This is a genomic window from Aeromonas cavernicola (genome assembly GCF_002795305.1).
Taxonomy (GTDB): Bacteria; Pseudomonadota; Gammaproteobacteria; order Enterobacterales; family Aeromonadaceae; genus Aeromonas; species Aeromonas cavernicola.
Window position 1 is genome coordinate 21,286 of the sequence record NZ_PGGC01000077.1, and the last position, 20,067, is coordinate 41,352.

General features: G+C 51.4%; 18 protein-coding genes. 6 read left to right on the forward strand and 12 right to left on the reverse strand.

Annotation, left to right across the window (positions count from 1 at the left end; all coding sequences use genetic code 11):
• The first annotated feature begins 12 nt into the window (after positions 1 to 12).
• Positions 13 to 1,791 (forward strand): glyoxylate carboligase, encoded by a 1,779-nt coding sequence (gcl, locus tag CUC53_RS08635; RefSeq protein ID WP_100293777.1) that lies wholly within the window; start codon positions 13 to 15, stop codon positions 1,789 to 1,791.
• A gap of 536 nt (positions 1,792 to 2,327) precedes the next feature.
• Here gcl and uraD (CUC53_RS08640) read toward each other — a convergent pair.
• The gene (uraD, locus tag CUC53_RS08640) at positions 2,328 to 2,915 is read right to left on the reverse strand and encodes a 2-oxo-4-hydroxy-4-carboxy-5-ureidoimidazoline decarboxylase (protein WP_100293778.1); all 588 of its coding nucleotides are present in this window, start codon (positions 2,913 to 2,915) and stop codon (positions 2,328 to 2,330) included.
• Between the two features lie 420 nt (positions 2,916 to 3,335).
• The gene (locus CUC53_RS08645; RefSeq protein WP_100293779.1) at positions 3,336 to 4,076 is read right to left on the reverse strand and encodes an aspartate/glutamate racemase family protein; all 741 of its coding nucleotides are present in this window, start codon (positions 4,074 to 4,076) and stop codon (positions 3,336 to 3,338) included.
• A 528-nt stretch (positions 4,077 to 4,604) separates the two neighbouring features.
• Between CUC53_RS08645 and CUC53_RS08650 the strand changes: the two genes are divergently transcribed.
• The 5 genes from CUC53_RS08650 (at position 4,605) to CUC53_RS08670 (ending at position 10,198) form a co-directional block, all read left to right on the forward strand.
• Positions 4,605 to 6,149, forward strand: coding sequence for an NCS1 family nucleobase:cation symporter-1 (locus tag CUC53_RS08650; RefSeq protein WP_100293780.1), 1,545 nt, complete (start codon positions 4,605 to 4,607; stop codon positions 6,147 to 6,149).
• 169 nt (positions 6,150 to 6,318) lie between these two features.
• Positions 6,319 to 6,672, forward strand: coding sequence for a hydroxyisourate hydrolase (uraH, locus tag CUC53_RS08655; RefSeq protein WP_100293781.1), 354 nt, complete (start codon positions 6,319 to 6,321; stop codon positions 6,670 to 6,672).
• A gap of 61 nt (positions 6,673 to 6,733) precedes the next feature.
• The gene (locus CUC53_RS08660; protein ID WP_100293782.1) at positions 6,734 to 8,020 is read left to right on the forward strand and encodes a urate hydroxylase PuuD; all 1,287 of its coding nucleotides are present in this window, start codon (positions 6,734 to 6,736) and stop codon (positions 8,018 to 8,020) included.
• A 55-nt stretch (positions 8,021 to 8,075) separates the two neighbouring features.
• Positions 8,076 to 8,579 carry a 2-oxo-4-hydroxy-4-carboxy-5-ureidoimidazoline decarboxylase gene (gene uraD, locus CUC53_RS08665; protein WP_100293783.1) on the forward strand — a complete coding sequence of 168 codons (504 nt, stop codon included), beginning with the start codon at positions 8,076 to 8,078 and terminating at the stop codon, positions 8,577 to 8,579.
• Positions 8,580 to 8,827: 248 nt separating this feature from the next.
• Complete coding sequence (locus CUC53_RS08670) at positions 8,828 to 10,198, forward strand: nucleobase:cation symporter-2 family protein (protein ID WP_100293784.1); 1,371 nt, start codon at positions 8,828 to 8,830, stop codon at positions 10,196 to 10,198.
• Positions 10,199 to 10,443: 245 nt separating this feature from the next.
• Here the strand turns inward: CUC53_RS08670 and CUC53_RS08675 are convergent, their stop codons facing one another.
• The 10 genes from CUC53_RS08675 to rsfS form a co-directional block, all read right to left on the reverse strand.
• Complete coding sequence (locus CUC53_RS08675) at positions 10,444 to 10,962, reverse strand: GspH/FimT family pseudopilin (protein WP_100293804.1); 519 nt, start codon at positions 10,960 to 10,962, stop codon at positions 10,444 to 10,446.
• Between the two features lie 261 nt (positions 10,963 to 11,223).
• Positions 11,224 to 12,204, reverse strand: a complete 981-nt coding sequence (gene lipA, locus CUC53_RS08680; RefSeq protein WP_100293785.1) for a lipoyl synthase — start codon at positions 12,202 to 12,204, stop codon at positions 11,224 to 11,226.
• Between the two features lie 85 nt (positions 12,205 to 12,289).
• Positions 12,290 to 12,964 (reverse strand): lipoyl(octanoyl) transferase LipB, encoded by a 675-nt coding sequence (gene lipB, locus CUC53_RS08685; protein WP_100293786.1) that lies wholly within the window; start codon positions 12,962 to 12,964, stop codon positions 12,290 to 12,292.
• Between the two features lie 64 nt (positions 12,965 to 13,028).
• The gene (ybeD, locus tag CUC53_RS08690) at positions 13,029 to 13,292 is read right to left on the reverse strand and encodes a DUF493 family protein YbeD (protein ID WP_100293787.1); all 264 of its coding nucleotides are present in this window, start codon (positions 13,290 to 13,292) and stop codon (positions 13,029 to 13,031) included.
• Between the two features lie 286 nt (positions 13,293 to 13,578).
• A complete protein-coding gene (locus CUC53_RS08695; RefSeq protein ID WP_100293788.1) occupies positions 13,579 to 14,787 on the reverse strand; it encodes a serine hydrolase in 1,209 nt (402 codons plus the stop codon).
• 178 nt (positions 14,788 to 14,965) lie between these two features.
• Entirely contained in the window at positions 14,966 to 15,895 is a 930-nt protein-coding gene (locus tag CUC53_RS08700; RefSeq protein ID WP_100293789.1) for a septal ring lytic transglycosylase RlpA family protein, read from the reverse strand.
• 168 nt (positions 15,896 to 16,063) lie between these two features.
• Positions 16,064 to 17,167, reverse strand: coding sequence for a rod shape-determining protein RodA (gene rodA / locus CUC53_RS08705; protein ID WP_157798234.1), 1,104 nt, complete (start codon positions 17,165 to 17,167; stop codon positions 16,064 to 16,066).
• Complete coding sequence (gene mrdA, locus CUC53_RS08710) at positions 17,160 to 19,076, reverse strand: penicillin-binding protein 2 (protein WP_100293791.1); 1,917 nt, start codon at positions 19,074 to 19,076, stop codon at positions 17,160 to 17,162. The genes rodA and mrdA overlap by 8 nt, the downstream gene beginning before the upstream one ends.
• Positions 19,077 to 19,223: 147 nt before the next feature.
• Positions 19,224 to 19,691 (reverse strand): 23S rRNA (pseudouridine(1915)-N(3))-methyltransferase RlmH, encoded by a 468-nt coding sequence (rlmH, locus tag CUC53_RS08715; RefSeq protein ID WP_100293792.1) that lies wholly within the window; start codon positions 19,689 to 19,691, stop codon positions 19,224 to 19,226.
• Positions 19,692 to 19,713: 22 nt separating this feature from the next.
• A complete protein-coding gene (gene rsfS / locus CUC53_RS08720; protein ID WP_100293793.1) occupies positions 19,714 to 20,055 on the reverse strand; it encodes a ribosome silencing factor in 342 nt (113 codons plus the stop codon).
• Positions 20,056 to 20,067: the final 12 nt, after the last annotated feature.

Consider the following 20,067-nt stretch of genomic DNA (forward strand, 5'->3'; position numbering starts at 1 on the left):
AAAGAACACGTTATGGCGAAGATGCGTACGGTTGATGTGGCAGTGGCCATTTTGGCGTTAGAAGGCGCGACAGAGGCTTTCGGTTTGCCCGGTGCGGCAATTAACCCCTTTTATTCTGCGATGCGTGCCCATGGTGGTATCCGTCACACCCTCGCTCGCCATGTGGAGGGTGCATCCCACATGGCCGACGGCTATAGCCGTGCCAAACCCGGCAACATTGGCATCTGTATCGGCACCTCGGGCCCGGCTGGGACCGACATGATCACAGGGCTGTACGCCGCGTGGGCGGACTCGATCCCTATGCTGTGCATCACCGGTCAGGCGCCGGTTGCCAAGTTACACAAAGAAGATTTTCAGGCGGTCGATATTCAGACGATTGCCGCTCCGCTGACCAAGATGGCCATGACCGTTCTGGAGCCTGCTCAGGTGCCGGGGGCGTTCCAAAAGGCGTTCCAGCTGATGCGTTCCGGTCGTCCAGGCCCAGTGTTACTGGATCTGCCGATCGATGTGCAGCTGGCCGAAATTGAGTGGGACCCTGAGACCTATGAACCACTGGCGGTCGAGCGGCCTGCCGCCTCGCGCAAGCAGGCTGAAAAGGCGCTGGATATGTTGCTCAGTGCCGAGCGACCACTGATCGTGGCAGGCGGCGGGGTGATCAATGCCAATGCCTCCGAAAAGCTGGTGGAGTTGGCTGAGATATTACAAATCCCAGTGATCCCGACCTTAATGGGCTGGGGCGCCATTCCTGACGATCACCCGCTGATGGTCGGCATGGTCGGGCTGCAAACGTCCCATCGCTACGGTAACCAGACCTTGCTGGCGTCAGACGTCGTCATCGGGATTGGTAACCGCTGGGCGAACCGCCACACTGGCGGTCTGGCAACCTATACCCAGGGGCGCAAGTTTATCCACATCGACATTGAGCCGACCCAAATTGGCCGCGTGTTTGCCCCCGATTTGGGGATTACCTCCGATGCAGGTATTGCCCTCGATCGACTGTTAGAGGTGGCCAAAGAGCGCAAAGCCGCAGGGGATGTGGCTAATTACAGCCAGTGGGTGAACGAGTGCCGCGACCGTAAAGCGACGCTGCAGCGTAAAACCAATTTCGACAATATGCCGATTAAGCCGCAGCGGGTGTATCAGGAAATGAACCGCGCCTTTGGCCGTGACACCACTTATGTGACCACCATCGGTTTGTCGCAGATTGCTGCCGCCCAGCTCCTGCATGTGTATGGTCCGCGCAAGTGGATCAACGCGGCGCAAGCTGGCCCACTGGGCTGGACTGGCCCAGCAGCCTTGGGGGTGGTGCGTGCCAAGCCGAATGAAACCGTGGTGGCGCTATCCGGTGACTATGACTTCCAATTCATGATTGAAGAGTTGGCGGTAGGGGCTCAGTTCAAGCTGCCTTACATCCATGTGGTGGTGAATAACTCTTATCTGGGCTTGATCCGTCAGGCACAGCGTGGCTTTGAGATGGATTATCACGTCTCGCTGGCGTTTGAGAATATCAACTCGCCGGAAACCGAAGGCTATGGCGTTGATCACGTCAAAGTCGCCGAGGGGCTAGGCTGTAAAGCCATTCGGGTGAAAGACCCAAGCCAGATCTATGCGGCCCTCAACGACGCGAAAGCCCTGATTGCCGAGTATTCGGTGCCGGTGGTTGTGGAGATTATCTTGGAGCGGGTGACTAACATCGCGATGGGGACAGAAATCAACAATATCAATGAGTTTGAGGATCTGGCGAGCTGTGCGGCGGATGCTCCGACCGCGCTCTCTCCCCTGCGTCATTGATGTGCGCTAACCACGGCATTGATTAAGGCCCGATTCACCTCGTTATCCGGTCGGCTGAGGTAACACGCCTCGGCCATCTCGGTTGGCGCAGTAGGTGATGATGATCGGGCACATGCCAGTGAAGTGGTACGGCGCGTGCCGTTTGATATTCACCAGATAGCTAGCGCCCCTCTGCGGTTGGCAGAGGGGCGATGTTGACCCGCATTGATGGGGTATTCCTGCTCCCCGCCCTCTTGTTATGTTCCTTCATCTGCTAAGAACCTCAGCCCGTGACGAGCATGGGTGGCAGATAGCCGCACGTTATTTGGCTATGTAGAACCTATCCCATTAGGCGAGTTAGCTCACCATGTTGGCCCTGCGTCTGTGCTCGACACCTTCAGGTACGACTTGTTTGCTGCGTTTTTAGGCGCGATGCGAGGCCCAATAGGCTGTGCCCATCATGCCGACAGGGTAAGGTATGTAGGCAATATAAAAGCAGCGATAAACGCAATGTTTATCGCTGCTTGATAATGAGAAAATAGGTGGTGGGTAGATTGTTATTTCACAGTATCAGAGAGACGCCACATGACGACTTTATATATTTGCTGAAGGGCAGTATCAAATTCCTGCTGGCGATCGTTGTTAATTCTTTGCTCAAGCTGCTCGATCATTTCGGTTCTATTAAATCCTTTGATCGCCAACATAAAAGGGAAACCAAATTTGGCTTTATAGGTTTTATTGAGCTCAGCCAGTTTACTCGCCTCCTCTGGTGAACATTCATTGAGGCCAGCACCGCCCTGTTCGTTTTCTGAATGCTGAGTGATCTCAGCTGGGCGAATACCTTTACAGGCAAGATCTGGGTGGCTTTTAATTAATGTCATCTGGGTTTCTGGACCAGCATTTTTAATCGTCAAAATAATATTTTCATAGAGATCGACAAATCCTTTAAAAGGGCGTTTAGCCGCAACACTTTCAATGGCCCAAGGTGCTCGTTCAAAAATTTTACTGAGCGCTGATTCAAATTCAGCTTGGCTACCTTTATTCAGATCGTTGATATATATCGCTGGATTAGCGCCATAAGAGTGCATGGGCAAGACGGCAGTAAAAAGTAATGCACTGGTTAATACCACTTTTTTAAGCATCATTATTGAACTCCTATTAGTTATTAAGGTTGAGATCGTCCGACAATCTCAGTCAACATAAATTCCCTCATGGACGGCAGGGAACATTACTGCGAAATAACGTCATGGCATGGTTCTGCTCAGACGTTTAGAGACAATTCCAGTAGGGCGATTGCACTTGTCACTTGATCCTGCATCGTGCTCGAAATCCTCAGCTACGCCATGTTCGCTGCAGTTTCTGCTCGCTATGCGTGACCACCTTGGCGGTGGCCATTGCGCCTACTGGAATCGGCTCCTAGTTCAATAACCCCATGCACTGCTGTGATGGGATTGCTTGATCGTTGCGCGGCTAGTGCGGTGTCACTGTTATCTGATTTGGGGGGAGGCCTGTGGTGAGGCTAGCCGCTCTGCATATGCTTGCCCGTACCACTCCCCAGTGCGCGTTCATTTGCCTGCGTGATCAGTGAAGAATGTCGGCCAGCCGCTGACCTGTTTGGGACGCGGCGGGGCATAGGTGCGGACTTTCGAGGTGGTGAGCCCAAGCCGCACTAATGATTCTGCAATGGTGACCGCTGCGGCCACGCCATCGACGATCGGGACGCCGGTGCGTTGAGATACCCGCTCACGCAGCCCAGACATGCCGCCACAGCCAAGAATGATCACTTCCGCTTTATCTTGTTCAACGGCGAGCACGGCCTGCGCGGCGATAGCATCGATTGCCCGCTCTGGATGCTCTTCTAGCTCTAGCACTCCAAGACCGCTTGCTCTAATTGATGCACAACGCTGTAGTAATCCCGCCAGCCGTAGACGATCCTCAATCAGCGGTACTGCCCGATCCAGCGAGGTAATCACCGAGTACTTGTGGCCTAAGAACATCGCCGTGCTGGCTGCCGCTTCGGTAATGTCGACTACCGGTACATCTAATAGCTCCTGCAGCCCCTCTCTACCATGTTCGCCGTAGCCTGCCTGGACCACCGCATCAAACGGATGGGGATAGTGCTGGACGGCGTCCATCACCGCTAATGCAGCTAAGTAACTCTCGAAATTACCCTCGCATGACTCAGCACCAAACCGTGGCGTTAGACCAATGATCTCTGTCTCTACGGCTGCCACTGCGCGGGCCTGCGCCGCGATGGCGCGGGTCATACTGTCGGTCGTATTAACGTTCACAACGAGAATTCGCATCGTTATTCCTGTCTTGATTTTAATTTCATAATTGGGAAATTGTTTTCCATTATGTGAAATTTTGTGTTGTTTATTGTGCTACGTCAATAAGTGGTAAATGAAGTGCTGCTCATTTTGTTACCAATCTCACACAATTGAAGGTTCTTTTGAGGATTGGCTTAGGTTTCACCCTCCGACGATGAATTGTTAAGGTTTGTTTATGGAAATTATTCATTGCTAGATGAAGGAGAGGATTGAATGGAGTGACCAAATAATGTGCTACCACGCATAGTGTAGTTATTAAAATTCTTTTTTTTCAGTATGTTATTGTTTCTTCGTTGTCGTTAATCCCACGCTGTTTCAGCTCAGTCAATTAATCAAATGTTTCATAAATGTTGCGTGTTATGTCACATCCTCGTACTCAAAACCTTGTTCAAGTATTGACTGCTCGACAGTAATCACTGTACTTTCATAATGCAGTATCAAATTTTCATAATACGGAATTTATAGATGTAACACCCTTACCATATCGTTGGAGAAAGAGTCATCATGACCAATTCGATTGCTGGGACGTTCGGAGAAACGGTTGTTGGGAATGTGGTGAGATCACCAGCAACCCCACATAGCCTGCCGGACGTGGACGATAAACTGAGTCCTCGGCTGTACAATCAGGATCTTGCACCGACCAAGCGTGAGGGCAGGAGTTGGAGCGGTTACAATATTTTTACGCTGTGGGTTAATGATGTGCATAGCTTGGGCAACTACTCCTTTGCCATCGGTTTATTCGCGCTAGGGTTGGGTGGCTGGCAAATACTGCTCTCACTTAGTATTGGTGCTGTGTTGCTCTTTCTATTACTGAGCCTATCTGGCCTGATGGGCGAAAAAACCGGAATACCATTCCCTGTCATGAGCCGGATTGCTTTCGGCATCCACGGCGCTCAAATCGCCGCACTACTCCGAGGTGGGGTTGCTATCGTCTGGTTTGGTATACAAACCTACTTAGCCTCAGTGGTGCTGCGGATTATGCTCGAAGCACTCTTTCCCGGTGTGGCAGCCTATAACCAAAACAATATTCTCGGTTTATCGTCACTTGGCTGGGCTACGTTTCTCAGTTTATGGGTCGTCCAAACAGTGATTATTAGTTATGGCATGGAACTGGTTCGTAAATATGAGGCGATTGCAGGTCCTATCGTCTTAGTAACCATGACGAGCTTGGCCATATGGATGTTCATTCAGGTCGATGGGAATATTGCACCATCGATTACTAACAAATTAGTCGGCACAGAAATGTGGCTCACCATATTTGGTGGTGGCGCACTTTGGGTGGCGATATATGGCACATTTGTACTCAATTTTTGTGATTTCACGCGATCATCGAAAAGTAAGCAATCAATGTTGCGGGGTAATTTCTGGGGTATCCCGATCAATATGTTCCTATTCGGGGTGATTGTTATCTTAATGGCAGGAGGACAATTTAGTCTCAATGGCACAATTATCCAGAGCCCATCAGATATTGTACAAAGCATTCCGAATAAATTTATATTAAGTATCGCCTGTATTGCCTTGCTAGTATTGACAGTTGCAGTAAACCTGATGGCGAACTTTGTTGCGCCAGTCTATGCCTTGACTAACTTGTTTCCACGATCACTTAATTTCAGACGTGCTGCTATCGTTAGTGCGGTGCTTGGATTAGTGATTTTACCATGGCATTTATATAACTCACCGATTGTGATTGTGTATTTCCTAGGTGGACTTGGCGCCCTGTTAGGGCCATTATTTGGCATCATCATGGCCGACTATTGGTTGCTAAGAAAGGCGAAAGTTAATGTGCCTGACTTATACACTGAAGCGAGCCATGGTAGTTATTTTTATCAGGCTGGATACAACCCTAAAGCAATATATGCACTGATTCCATCATCGCTGATAGCATTGGGCTTAGCGCTGTTACCCTCCTTTCAATTTATGTCATCGTTCACTTGGTTTTTCGGCGTAGGGATTGCTGCGACAATTTATTATTGCATTGCAGATAAAAAAGCCGTCTATGTTGATGTGAGCGGTGAAGATATTGCCGTTGAAAATACTAACGCGCATTAGTATTGAATATTATAAAAACTGATATTGCTGGTACATGTTTTTATCATGTAAATGGCCGCTCGGATAATATCAAGATAGAGGGCTAGCTGTTATTAAGCTATGTCACTAGCTAAGCCCTCTAATACATAACATAAAATATATTAATACTTCATCGTTGGAGGATAATGTTGTGGGCAAGTTATCAACCCATGTCTTAGACAGTTCACAAGGTAAACCCGCTGCAGGGGTAAGCTTTCATCTATATCGGTATGTCGGCCAAACATTTGAGCGAATATGTAGCCATATTACCAACCTTGATGGACGATGTGATGTGCCGCTTTTACAAGGGGATGATTTACAGCCTGGTCGTTATCAACTCATATTTGAGATGGGACCTTATTTCGATAAGCAGAACATAACCTTGCCGGAGATTAAGTTTTTAGATGATGTGGTTTTACAATTTAATATTACCAATGCTGCCGATAACTTTCACGTTCCCCTCGTCGTTACCCCTTGGAGCTATTCAACCTATCGTGGTAGTTAATATTTTATAGGCTTCTATGCAGGTAAACTCCTATAAAAATAAGGTTAAATAAGGATATAGAATGGATTTCTTAATTGAATATGCGCATTTTCTCATCCGTTGGTTACATGTTATTGCCGCGATAGCTTGGATTGGTGAGTCGATTTATTTTGTCATGCTCGACAACAGCCTCAAACCAGCGAGTGATGCTGAAGGCAAGAAAAAGGGATTTTTGGGTGAGTTATATGCCGTGCATGGTGGCGGCTTTTATCATTATCAAAAATATTTAACTAACCCACCGAAAATTCCAGCAGATTTACATTGGTCATTTTGGAAGTCCTATGTGACATGGCTGTCTGGTTTTGCGCTGTTTATCGTCGTATACATGCTCAACTCCAGTTTCTTATTGGTAGACCCCAATCTTAGTTGGAGCTGGTTTGCCAAGATGGATGGCATGACTGCGAATTTAGTGGTGGTGTTATTCTTGCTGGCCGGTTGGTTGGTATATGACCAATTGTGCAAATTGATTAGCCCTAATATGGAGCAAGATGGTCTTTTATCTATCGCTGTGGCAGTGATGATGATTGCCGTCGCTTACTTAAGCACGCACATGTTTCATGCACGTGCCGCTTTCTTGATCACTGGTGCGGTCATGGCAACCTGCATGTCTGCCAATGTGTTTTTCTGGATTATTCCAGGACAAAGGCGGATGGTGAAAGCCCTTAAAGCGGGTGAAGCCGTCGATGGACTAGATGGTAAACGTGGCAAACAGCGCTCTTTACACAACACATATTTTACTTTGCCTGTTGTGATATTGATGCTGTCTAACCATTACTCGTTTATTTATTCCCATGAGTTTTCTTGGTTATTCATGGTCGGCTTTATTTTTGCTGGTGCCTTAATTCGTCAATACTTTGTTTCTATGCATGCAGGGAAAAACCAAGCGCCATTATTAGTAGCTGGCTGCGTGATTTTACTTGTTATTGGTTTTTTTGCCGCGCCACAAAACAAGTCAGCTAACGCTGTACAGCCATCAGCCGCAGCCACCACTATTTCTGCTGATAGTACCAATAAACCGCCTGAAAATACGCTAGCTGCCGCTACCTCGGGTAACGCTGCGCTTGGCCAACAAGATGAATTTAACAAAGTGGTCGAAGTGATTAAAAATCGCTGCACAGCTTGTCACGCAGACCAAGGCACTATTATGGCAGCACCACAAAAAGGGCTAGTGTTAACCAATCCAACTAACATTCAATTAAATGCAGAAAGAATAAAGAAGGAAGTGAATAGCAAAAATATGCCGCTAGGTAATGTTACTCAGATGACTGATGATGAACGCCTATTAATTAGTAATTGGGTAGTTCAGTAATATTATTGAGTGATGTTGATGGGTATTATAAAAAGCAAAAATAAAAGGTAATACTATGTTGCTTACCGAATTAAATCAGTTTGCTAGTGCCAGCTTTATTGAGCATTTGGCAGATATATTTGAACATTCGCCATGGGTCGCTGAAGGCGCCTTAGCCACGCGCCCTTATAGCGGGATTGATGAGCTCCACCAGGCCATGGTTAATGTGGTCGAGTGTGCTGATCTTGCACAGCAACTAGCGTTAATTCGTGCGCACCCTGAATTAGCTGGCAAGGCGGCGATCCGTGGTGAACTTACCGCTGCATCGACCAATGAGCAGCAAGGGGCCGGTTTAAATGCGTGCAGTGCCGAAGAGTTTCAGCAATTGCAATATTTGAATCAGCGTTACAATGAACAGTTTGGCTTTCCTTTTATCATCGCAGTAAAAGGTCATAACAGAGAAAGTATTATTCAAGCGTTTACTCAGCGATTGGCTAACTCGCGTGAGCAGGAGATAAAAACTGCGTTGACACAGATCTACCAAATTGCTTATTTCCGCTTACATGCTTTATTAGCATAAGACATGTGGCAAATTTATTAATTTCAATTATGGTGGTGGTTTCCTCCACCCAATTGAAATACTGGGTATGTTAATGTCAGTCTGAAACTATGTAGCACGCGAGGCTTGATACTAGCCAGTGGTCATCACTCTTATCGAAAGGGATATTTTAATGCGACATTGCCGACAATACTTATCCGCACCATTTTTAATGGCTGCATGTATATGTAGTTCAGTAAAATATTGCATCACCGTGGAGACAATATCTCATGAGTAAAAGTGTTAACTCGGTTGATCAGCGTCTACCTGCAAATAAATTATGGACCTTAGGGATTCAGCATGTTTTGGTTATGTATGCGGGAGCCATTGCAGTTCCACTGATTATTGCGAAGAACTTAGGTCTGAGCGAGCAAGAAACGGCGATGCTGATCAGTGCCGATCTATTTTGCTGTGGTGTCGCTACTATTTTACAATCATTGGGTGTAGGTAAATACATCGGTATTAGGATGCCGGTCATTATGGCGGTAACATTTGCCGCAGTGCCTCCGATGATGGCGATTGGCAATAATAGTGAGCTAGGTATCCAAGGTATATTTGGTGCCACGATTGCAGCAGGTATTATTTCTTTCTTTTTCGTACCTTTAATTGGCAAGCTTAAAGGGCTGTTCCCTCATGTTGTAACTGGTGTGGTTATCACCTCAATTGGTATTTCCATTATGGGGGTCGGTATTAACTGGGCCGCAGGGGGCTCAGAAGCAATAGCGAAAGGAACTTATGGTGATTTACGCTATATCGGGACTGCATGGGCAGTATTGGTCTTTATATTGTTGATCACCCGCTTTGCTAAAGGTTTTATCAGCAATATCTCGGTGTTACTTGGGATTATCTTTGGGTTTATTGTTGCATGGCAGATGGGGGAAATTAGTTTTGCTAAAGTTGCTGATGCCTCGTGGTTTGGTATCGTGACGCCTTTTGCATTTGGTATGCCTAAGTTTGAGTTTTGGTCAATTCTGACCATGACGATTGTCTGTTTGATCGTGTTTATTGAATCACTGGGTATGTTTATGGCTCTTGGCGATATAGTCGAGCAGCCGGTCGATGAAAAAGCCTTAAATCGTGGGTTACGAGTCGATGCTATCGGGACTGTTATTGGTGGCGTATTCAACTCATTTCCCCACACCTCATTCTCACAAAATATCGGATTGGTCAGCCTGACGGGGATCCGTAGTCGCTATGTCTGTGTGGCCAGCGGTGTCATTTTAATTATGTTTAGCTTAATGCCTAAGATGAGCGCATTTATCTCTTCCATCCCTTTATTTGTGTTAGGGGGGGCAGGAATTGTGATGTTTGGCATGGTATTAGCGACGGGGATTAAGATTTTATCACTGGTTGATTATCAGAATAATCGCTACAACTTGTATATTGTCGCGATCAGTCTTGGTATGGGGATGATCCCTATTGTGGCAAAAGACTTTTTCAAATATATGCCGGAGTATTTATCGCCGTTATTACACAGTGGTATCTTAATTGCGACCTTATGGGCGGTAGGTTTAAATATTTATCTCAACCATTTTGATACCATACTAGAAAAGCTTGGCTTTGTTTTGCCTAAAAAGCCGCTGAAAAAGACCGCAGAATAACATTGGCCATGATTACTAGGATTAATCGCTAATCTTCGGCCTAGCTCATCCTTGTTGTTGCCTACGGTTAACCGATTATGGTTAGCAGTAGGCAGCGACCATGGAATAAGTTGCCACATTATCGGACTAGCAGATTGGCGCTGATCTCAAGGCGTATAGCGCAGATATTATTTACTGGGTAACGCTGGCCTATCGCCGAAATAGCCTGGATGGTTTGGGTTTATTAACCACTGCGGCGATACAGATCACGGACAAATAAGCGAGTCAGTCGCGATACTACTCCGCCCTGAGGGAGAGATAGTTACATTAACCATGGGTTGCTGGCTCACGCAGAGTTGGAACGTCATATGGGTGCCGATGGCGGTGCCATCTGGCGAGAATTGGGTGAACTGGCGATTGCCGTTCAGGGTTAAGTTATTCGGTAGGGGATCACTGGCTGCCAGCAGCTGTTCGTTAGCATTTAATATTTGGTCGGAGCTGCTATCAATGAATACGATCAAGCGCGATGCACCTGCTGTATTGGCATCGAGACAAGACTCCCCATTATTGTTGTCGCTTACGGCTAAGCACACGGTCATCAGCTGCTGATTATCGATGGCTTGCTGGCGAGCATAATTAAGGTGCTGGAGCAGATGTTGTGCGTATTGATGGGCAATATTGCTATTAAGCAGGTTAACGAGTGAAGGAGCGCCGATCCCCAGCAGTATCACACCCAGGGCTATCCCTATCAGTAACTCCAGCAGAGTAAACCCACTTCGTTTCATGATTGCCATCCCCCCACTCTTAGGTTTTTTCACTTGTAGGGAGTCATGTAACCGTTAGCTACATGCCATGTTCATCTCTGATGACTCAGCAGTCATGCTGGGCTAATCATGGTTATAAACCCACGATCACCTAGTTGCAAACGCCTGCTCATGAGTGAAGGGGCGGATCAGTCAGGATCTTGGTTGTGGCATCGTGCCGATCTCATCTATCAGATAAGCCATGGGCAACCGTTGCCCATGGCTTATCAATACCCAGTCCAGCTATTTGGCTTGGTAACCGACAATATCTTCGCCTTTTGCCTGCAGGTCCGCGTGATAAGAAGAGCGCACAAAAGGGCCGCAGGCGGCGTGGGTAAAGCCTAGCCCCATGGCCACCTCTTTGAGCTGGTCAAACTCTGCCGGTGGTACGTAGCGTTTGACCGGCAGGTGGTGGCGGCTTGGCTGCAGATATTGACCGAGGGTTAGCATGTTGACCCCGTGCTCACGCAGATCCTTGAGTACCTGTACTATCTCTTCATTGGTCTCACCTAATCCCATCATGACCCCAGACTTGGTCGGTATATGCGGATGCATCTCCTTGATGCGGCGCAGCAGCTCCAGTGACCACTTGTAATCGGCCCCTGGGCGGGCCACGCGATACATGCGCGGGGCGGTTTCCAGGTTGTGGTTGAAGACGTCTGGCGGCGTCTCGCGGAACACCTCCAGTGCCTGCTCCATCCGGCCACGGAAGTCCGGGGTCAGGATCTCGATGCGGGTCTGCGGGCTGTGCTCGCGGATCTCGCGAATGCAGTCGGCGAAGTGCTGGGCACCGCCGTCGCGCAGGTCATCGCGATCCACCGAAGTGATCACCACATACTTGAGGTTCATCTCCTTGATGGTCAGCGCCAGCTTCTTCGGCTCTTCCGGATCGAGTGCCAGCGGACGGCCGTGGGCCACGTCGCAGAAGGGGCAGCGACGAGTGCAAATAGCGCCCATGATCATGAAGGTGGCGGTGCCGTGGTTGAAGCACTCCGCCAAATTGGGGCAGGAGGCCTCTTCACAGACCGAATGCAGCTTGTTTTTACGCAGGGTGCTCTTGATATGCTCGATTTTTTGGCTCGACGCAGGCAGCTTAATCCGCATCCAATCAGGCTTGCGCAGCACTTCCTCGGTGGGATCTGGCATGAATTTCACCGGGATCAGGGCCATCTTGTCGCCATCCCGTAGCTTGACGCCCGGCTCCATACGAACGGGTTTGCTCATGATTCACTCTCGGTGTTTGTTGTGGTCGGATTGATCATCACCAATGGCATCTCGATGCCCTTAGCACGACGCTGCATGGGGTTGTTCATGCTGTTTCGTCGATGTTATTGATGGCTTGATACCCCATCAGCTGGGCCAGCTCGGCCACCAAGATGGGGTATGCCTCTGCCACGCTGTGTGGGCCACCCAGCGCGCTGGTCTGGGTCATGGCCATGCCCGCATAGCCGCACGGATTGATGTGCAGGAAGGGGCTCATCTCCATGTTGATATTGAGGGCCAGCCCATGAAAGGAGCATCCCTTACGGATACGCAGCCCCAACGATGCAAGCTTCGCCTCGATACCCAGATCGTTTTTCACATAAACCCCAGGGGCGTCTGCTTTGGCGTAGGCGTGGATATGGTATTGGGCGACGGTGCGGATAATGGCGGTTTCCAGGGCGGTCACCAACTCGCGCACGGACAGTTGGCTGCGGCGCACATCCACCAGCACGTAAAGCACCAGCTGGCCGGGGCCGTGATAGGTGACTTGGCCACCGCGATCACTGTGCACCACTGGGATCTGGCCCGGATTAAGCAGATGTTCGGCTTTGCCCGCTTGCCCTTGGGTATAGACGGGGTCGTGCTCCACCACCCAAAACTCATCTGGGGTGTCGCTACTGCGACTATCAGTGAAGGCTTTCATGGCTTCCCATACTCGCTGGTAGGGGCGGCGACCCAAATGCCTAACTATCAACGGAAGTTGGGAAATCCCAGCTGGCATGGCTTCCTCACGACGGGCTGTTCGGCTAAACATGATCGCCCCGCAAGCCGGGGCGAGAAAGAAACTACAGGACGTATTTTACCAGCGCGATCTTACCAAGCGCGGCATACATGGTTTCGATATGCTCCTTGCTCTGGGCGGTCACGGTCACACGCACTGAGTGGTAGTTGCCCTTGGAGCTGGGCTGGACCGTCGGGCTGTAGGTGCCGGGCGCATGCTGCTGAAGGACTGCCACCACCATGTCCGGCAGAGCCGGATCGGCGATGCCGAGCACTTTGAACGGAAATTCGCAGGGAAATTCCAGCAGTTCGTCAAACTTGGTATTCATTTACTCACCTTTGGATCATCACAGCGATGATCGTTTCTTTATGGCTACTCACACATACTCTTCGTGGACCACCATGTCACGACGAAGGTGACATGGGATGATATGGATGTCGCAAGTATCTAGATCAGAACCCGCACCCATGTACACGGGGCAGAGGCGCTGTTTTTATCACAAATTGGGATGGGGCGGAACCGGCAGATGATAGGGGTATCGGGTTCGTTGCCTAGGAAAACGAACAGCGGCGCCCGCTGGCGCCGCTGTGGTGGGGCTATGCCACGCTGGGGGATTACTTGAACCAGCTGGCGACCAGCATCACCACATAATCCCACAGACGGCTGATCAAACCACCCTCAGCCACCTCTTCCAGCGCCACCAACGGCACCTGTTTAATCTCTTTTTCCCCTTGCTTGAGGAACACGATGCCGACCTGCTGCCCTTTGGCCAACGGGGCTTTCAGTTCGCTATTCAGTTGGAAATCGGCTTTGAGGTTGTTGCCTTGGCCACGGGTGACCAATACCGACACATCCTGATCGACACCGAGTTTCACTTGTGGCTTGTCGCCCATCCAGATTTTCTGGGTGACCAATTCGGTGCCCGCTTTGTAGGGGGTCAGGCTCTGGAAGAAGCGAAAACCATAGGTCAGCAGCTTTTTACTCTCGGCAGCGCGCGAGCCCTCGCTGCTGGCTCCCAGCACCACGGCGATCAGGCGCATCCCTTCGTTGTTGGTCGCAGAAGAGACCAAGTTATAGCCGACCTGACTGACGTGACCGGTCTTGATGCCATCCACTTGTAGCGACTGATCCCACAGCAGGCGGTTACGGTTGTGCTGGGTGATGCCATTGAAGACAAACGACTTCTGGGCGTAAATCTTGTACTCCTCCGGCTGATCGTGGATCAGCGCCTGACCCAAGCGGGCCATGTCGCGGGCAGTACTGTAGTGCCCCTCTTCATCGAGGCCGTGAGGATTTTTGAACTGGGAGTCTTTCATGCCGAGCTTGGCGGCCCAAGCATTCATCAGGCTGGCGAAGGAGTCGGTACTGCCGGCCAGATGTTCTGCCATGGCAACGCAGGCATCGTTACCCGATTGGATGATGATGCCCTTGTTGAGATCATCGACGGAGACCTGCTTACCCACTTCGATAAACATCTTGGAAGAGTCGGAGTAGTTTTTTGACCACGCATTCTCGCTGATGGTCACCATGTCGGTGCCCTTGATTTTTCCTTTGAGCAGTTCATCGCCAACGATGTAGGAAGTCATCATTTTGGTCAGGCTAGCAGGTGGCAGACGCTCATCAGCATTGGCCTCTGCCAGCACCTGACCGGAGTAATAGTCGATCAGGATATGCGCCTTGGCGGAGATTTCCGGCGCGGCAGGCACTACCACGGGATTGGCGTTAGGCGTTGGGGTCGGTACTGGTACCGGCGTCGGCGTGTTGGCCTGTGCGGTAGCACTTAACAGTGAGGCCAGAATCACTGAGCGGGCAAATTTGGACATCATGAAATTCCTGCGAGCCAGATGGGGATAAAATGCGGGCATCACTATACCAGATGCGACCGCATGGCATAGCCTGACGTGGCGATCATCTCTGGTTTTTTGCCCAGATCGGCTCGCTAAGGTGGTGAAATTGGCCACTGTCGCCTGCCGTGCTGGGCGTTGCCCGCCAGATAGCGGATTAAGGAACAATAAATGCTTGTTCGAGTCCCCCCTGTCGAATCTTTTCTAACAGCGTGGCTTGTTGGTCGGTGGCCACTGGCCCAAGTAATACTCTAAACAGGGCGTCGTGGGTCACCACTTGATACGGCACGGCATAACGCTGGGTCATCACTTTCCCCATCGCTTCCGCCCGCGCTTGTGAGCCACTGGCCAGTACTTGGATCATCTTGCCTTGCGCAGGGCTGACCTTGGCGGGCGTCGTGATCGGCTTGCTCACGGGCGGTGAGCTGGGAGTGCGCGGCATCGTAGGGGCAACGGGGGGACGCTGCGGGGGCACGGCAGGACTCGCTTGGCTGGTGGTATCAGGGGTGGTGGTCATCGTAAATTGAGGAACAAGCTCAATCTGCTGGTCTGGGGTGTCATTGATGAGCTCTAACCGTACCCGCGCTTCGCCGCTCGCCACCATGTCTAACTGTGTTGCGGCGGCATAGGAGAGATCAATCAGGCGATTGTTATCAAATGGGCCTCTATCATTGACCCGCACGATGGTCTCCAGCCCGTTATCTAGGTTCGTGACTTTGACATAACTGGGCAGTGGCAGGTTGCGGTGAGCAGCACTAAAGAGTGCGCTATCCATGGTGTCGCCATTGGCCGTTTTATTGCCATCAAGGTCTTTGGCCAACCAGCTGGCGGTGCCCTCTTCACTGTAATGCTTGATATCGCGCCACACTTTTTCGGTTTTTCCCTCAATCTGGTAATCCTGGTTACCCCTATTACTCAGGGGTTCGGGTCGAGGAATGGCACCGGTTGCTTGTGGGATCTCGATAACTGGGGGGCGGGCAGGCTCTGGTAGTGGTTCCCGTGGTGCTGTGGGTTGGTCTGGTTGGCTGCTGCAGGCGGCCAGCAAGCAGCTCAAGGTAAGCGGTAGCAGGGTGCGGCGAAGAGACATATGTTTCCTGAATGCGGGTGAAAGAGTGAGGTTGCTATCCCATAAGGGCATGGGTCATCCGGTCAAACCGATATGCTTGCCTGATGGCAGCAGGCCGGCGTCCCCTCACCGGTTATCGGTGCGGGGACAAGCAAGAGGACGCAGCATGTGTGCAGGTCCAAGCCTGGATCAGGCAAGCAGCCGTCGGTGAGTCTGGATTGACATTAAGATGCCAAATCCTGCCATCAGCGTCACCATCGAGGTACCGCCATAACTGACCAGCGGCAGGGGCACCCCCACCACCGGCAGAATGCCGCTTACCATCCCCATGTTGACGAAGACATAAACGAAGAAGGTGAGGGTGATGGCCCCGCCTAAGAGGCGCTCGAAGCTGCTCTGGGCTTGCATCGAAATAAACAGGCAGCGACTGATGACGTAGAGATAGAGCACCAGCAGCAAAATAACCCCGACTAGCCCAAACTCCTCGCTAAAGACCGCAAAGATAAAATCGGTGTGGCGCTCGGGCAGAAACTCAAGCTGGGATTGGGTGCCCTGCAGCCAGCCCTTGCCAAAGACGCCGCCAGAACCAATGGCAATCTTGGATTGGATAATGTGGTAACCACGCCCAAGTGGGTCTTTTTCTGGGTCGAGCAGCATCAGCACCCGCTGGCGCTGGTAGTCGTGCATCAAGAAATACCAAAGCACCGGCATAAATGCCACTAGCAGCATGAGTGCGAGCCCAATCAGCCACCAGCTGAGGCCAGCCAAAAAAATCACAAAAAAGCCGGACGCGGCCACCAGAATGGAGGTGCCAAGGTCGGGTTGGGCTGCGATCAGCAGGGTCGGCAGCAGCACCATCACCAGCGCAATCAGCACATGGCTAAGCTTGGGTGGCAACGAATGGCGGCTGAGCCAAGCGGCTACCATTACCGGCATTGACAGTTTCATCACCTCGGACGGTTGAAACTTCATAAAACCGAGATCCAGCCAGCGCTGTGCTCCTTTACCGATGTGGCCAAACACATCCACAGCAATCAATAACAGCACCACGAGGACAAACAGTGGCACCGACCAACGGGCATAGAAGGAGGGCGGTAACTGCGCCATGCCGATCATCAGGGCGAAAGCGAGGCCACCGCGCACCAGCTGTCGCACAATGGCATCGAGATCCTGACCGGAGGCGGAGTAGAGCACCACCATCGAGAGGGTCATCACTGCCAACAGCCCCAATAAGAGGGGAAGGTCGATATGCAGCTTGTACCAGATGCTCTGTTGCCGAGCTGAATTACTCATGGGGGGTGGCCTCACTCGGTTGGGTCTGCGGTTCCGGTGCCGGTGGCAAGGGCGCTTCAGGGGGGAGCAGGTAGGCATCCAACATGGCGCGGGCAACTGGGGCGGCATTAGCACTGCCCCCCCCGGCATTCTCTAACACCAACGCCACCACAGCTTTCGGTGCGTCATAAGGTGCAAAAGCCACGAACAGAGCGTTGTCACGGTGTTCCACCTTCATCGCCTTGGCGTTGTAGACCTGATTCTCTTTCATGTTGACCACCTGAGCGGTGCCTGACTTACCTGCTGCTTTATAGGGGGTATTGGCAAATGCTTTGCGTCCCGTCCCCTCATTGCCATTGATCACCCGCCACATGCCTTCCCGTGCAACCTGCCAGTAACTCTCATTTTTGGCTTGTAATGCCATGTTGGGGTTGATGGGGGCATCGACCACCCCCTCTTGCGAAGCTGTGCTTTTCAGCAGGTGTGGCGTCACATCATGACCATTTTGGGTCAAGATGCTGGTGGCCTTGGCAAGCTGAATCGGGGTCGCACTCCAATAGCCTTGGCCGATCCCGATGGAGATGGTGTCGCCTTGATACCAAGGCTGGCGCCAGCGTGCCATCTTCCAGTCACGAGAGGGCATCACCCCTTTGGTCTCTTCATAGAGATCGACCCCGCTGTACTGGCCAAAGCCAAACTTGGTCATGTAACTATGGATTTTGTCGATGCCGACTCGGTAGGCGAGATCATAGAAATAGGTATCTGCAGAGACCTCGATGGCGCGGTAGACATCGAGCCAGCCATGGCCCCATTTACGCCAATCACGAAACTTCTTGGTGGTGCCGGGAATGGAGAAGCTGGGGCCGCCGAAGTAGCGATAGTTGGGGGTGATGGCCCCCTCATTGAGACCCATCACCGACATCATGGGCTTAACCGTGGAGGCGGGGGCATAAATCCCCTGGGTGGTGCGATTGACCAAGGGGCGTGATGGATCATTGAGCAGCGCCGAATAGTTCGCGCTGGAGATACCGGTCACGAACAGGTTGGGGTCGTAGCTTGGACTCGACTCCATGGCGATGATGGCGCCGGTGGTGGGGTCCATCATCACAATGGCGCCCCGTTGCCCCCCTAGCAGCTGTTGCGCTTTGAGCTGCATCCGAATGTCGATATTGAGATAGATATCTTTGCCGGGCACCGGGGGCTGGAATTTGAGGGTGCGCACGACGCGGCCACGGTTGTTGACCTCGACCTCTTGATAGCCGGCGACTCCGTGTAGTTCATCTTCGTAGAACTTCTCTACCCCTTGTTTACCGATATCTTGGGTGGCGGCGTAGTTGGCGATTTTTTCTTCTTTTTCTAGGCGCTCGACATCCTTGATGTTGATTTTGGCCACGTAGCCCAGCGCATGGGTCAAGGTATCGCCAAACGGGTAGTAGCGCTTGAGGTAGGCCTCGATGCTGGCCCCAGGATAGTTATGCTGGTTGACCGAGAACAGCGCGACCTGATGCTCGCTCAGTTTTTCATAGAGCGCCACCGGCTTAAAACGACGCTGCCGTTTGACCTCGGTCAAGAACTTCTCTTTGGTCCCCTCCGGCAGGGAGAGCAACTGGATCAGCTCATCGGTGGTTTTTTCCAGATCCTTTGTCTCTTCCGGCACAATTTCCAAGCTATAAACGGGGCGGTTTTCTGCTAGCAACACGCCATTAGCGTCATAAATTAAGCCGCGTGGGGGGGCAACTGGCACCACCCGAATGCGATTCGAGTTGGAACGGGTTTGATAGGTATCGTAAGACTCAACCTGCAGGTAATAGAGATTGCCCAGCAAAATCAACATGAGGGTCACGATAACGATATAAGCAACCAAGGTACGCCGGAAAAACAGATTTCCCTCGGCACTGTGGTCACGCATCTCAATGCGTTGTTTTAACATGCTGTCTCCTCAATGGGCATGGGTGGGCAGCAATGGGTGAGCCTTGCTAAGCCCAGCGCTCGCTCATCACAGCAGCAAGGGAAGGCGCGCTGTGCGTGATGAATGGGATGAGGCGACGTTGGGCAGTGCGCAGACATGAATTAAGGCTCACTCTCGGTGATAGGGGTGGTTGGTGGTGATGCTCCACGCTCGGTACAGACTCTCAGCTACCAGCACGCGCACCAGCGGATGGGGCAGGGTGAGTGGCGATAGCGACCAGCTCTGTTCGGCTGCCTCCTTGCATTCGGGGGATAAGCCTTCCGGCCCCCCCACCAGCAGTGCTACATCACGGCCATCGAGTTTCCAGACCTCGAGTTGGGCGGCGAGTTGCTCGGTGGTCCAGGGGTTGCCCGGAATATCGAGGGTGACGAGGCGCGCGCGGCCGGCGGCAGCGAGCATGGCTTCCCCCTCTTTTTGCAGAATGCGCGGGATATCGGCGTTTTTACCCCGTTTTCCGGCCGCGATTTCGACCAGTTCGAATGGCATCTCTTTTGGGAACCGGCGCCGATACTCTTCGAAGCCATGTTCTACCCAAGCGGGCATCTTGGTGCCCACTGCAATTAATTGAATCTTCATGGTTGCTACGCGGCCGCTCTGGTTATTGCATGTTTAGCTGGGCGGCATCGCCCCACAGTTTTTCCAACTGGTAAAAGTCACGATACTCATCCTGCATCACGTGCACGATGATGGCGCCGAGATCTACCAGTACCCACTCGCCAGTCAGTTGCCCCTCGACGCTCAGCAGGTCAAGCCCAGCGAGGCGTGCTTCACTGGCCAAGTGGTTGGCGATGGCACAGACGTGGCGATTGGAGTTGCCGGAGCAGACGATCATGGTGTCAGTGATGCTGGATTTGCCGCGCACATCAAGGGTGATGATGTCGCGGCCTTTCATGTCATCGATCTTGTCAATGATAAAGGCGTGTAGTTCTTGGCCTTGCAATGAGTCTCTCCT

Coding starts and splice junctions, on each gene's coding strand:
- gcl (WP_100293777.1), top strand. CDS start 13: ATGGCGAAGATGCGTACGGTTGATGTGGCAGTGGCCATTTTGGCGTTA.
- uraD (WP_100293778.1), bottom strand. CDS start 2,915: ATGATGCTTAAAAAAGTGGTATTAACCAGTGCATTACTTTTTACTGCC.
- CUC53_RS08645 (WP_100293779.1), bottom strand. CDS start 4,076: ATGCGAATTCTCGTTGTGAACGTTAATACGACCGACAGTATGACCCGC.
- CUC53_RS08650 (WP_100293780.1), top strand. CDS start 4,605: ATGACCAATTCGATTGCTGGGACGTTCGGAGAAACGGTTGTTGGGAAT.
- CUC53_RS08660 (WP_100293782.1), top strand. CDS start 6,734: ATGGATTTCTTAATTGAATATGCGCATTTTCTCATCCGTTGGTTACAT.
- uraD (WP_100293783.1), top strand. CDS start 8,076: ATGTTGCTTACCGAATTAAATCAGTTTGCTAGTGCCAGCTTTATTGAG.
- CUC53_RS08670 (WP_100293784.1), top strand. CDS start 8,828: ATGAGTAAAAGTGTTAACTCGGTTGATCAGCGTCTACCTGCAAATAAA.
- CUC53_RS08675 (WP_100293804.1), bottom strand. CDS start 10,962: ATGAAACGAAGTGGGTTTACTCTGCTGGAGTTACTGATAGGGATAGCC.
- lipA (WP_100293785.1), bottom strand. CDS start 12,204: ATGAGCAAACCCGTTCGTATGGAGCCGGGCGTCAAGCTACGGGATGGC.
- lipB (WP_100293786.1), bottom strand. CDS start 12,964: ATGCCAGCTGGGATTTCCCAACTTCCGTTGATAGTTAGGCATTTGGGT.
- ybeD (WP_100293787.1), bottom strand. CDS start 13,292: ATGAATACCAAGTTTGACGAACTGCTGGAATTTCCCTGCGAATTTCCG.
- CUC53_RS08695 (WP_100293788.1), bottom strand. CDS start 14,787: ATGTCCAAATTTGCCCGCTCAGTGATTCTGGCCTCACTGTTAAGTGCT.
- CUC53_RS08700 (WP_100293789.1), bottom strand. CDS start 15,895: ATGTCTCTTCGCCGCACCCTGCTACCGCTTACCTTGAGCTGCTTGCTG.
- rodA (WP_157798234.1), bottom strand. CDS start 17,167: ATGAGTAATTCAGCTCGGCAACAGAGCATCTGGTACAAGCTGCATATC.
- mrdA (WP_100293791.1), bottom strand. CDS start 19,076: ATGTTAAAACAACGCATTGAGATGCGTGACCACAGTGCCGAGGGAAAT.
- rlmH (WP_100293792.1), bottom strand. CDS start 19,691: ATGAAGATTCAATTAATTGCAGTGGGCACCAAGATGCCCGCTTGGGTA.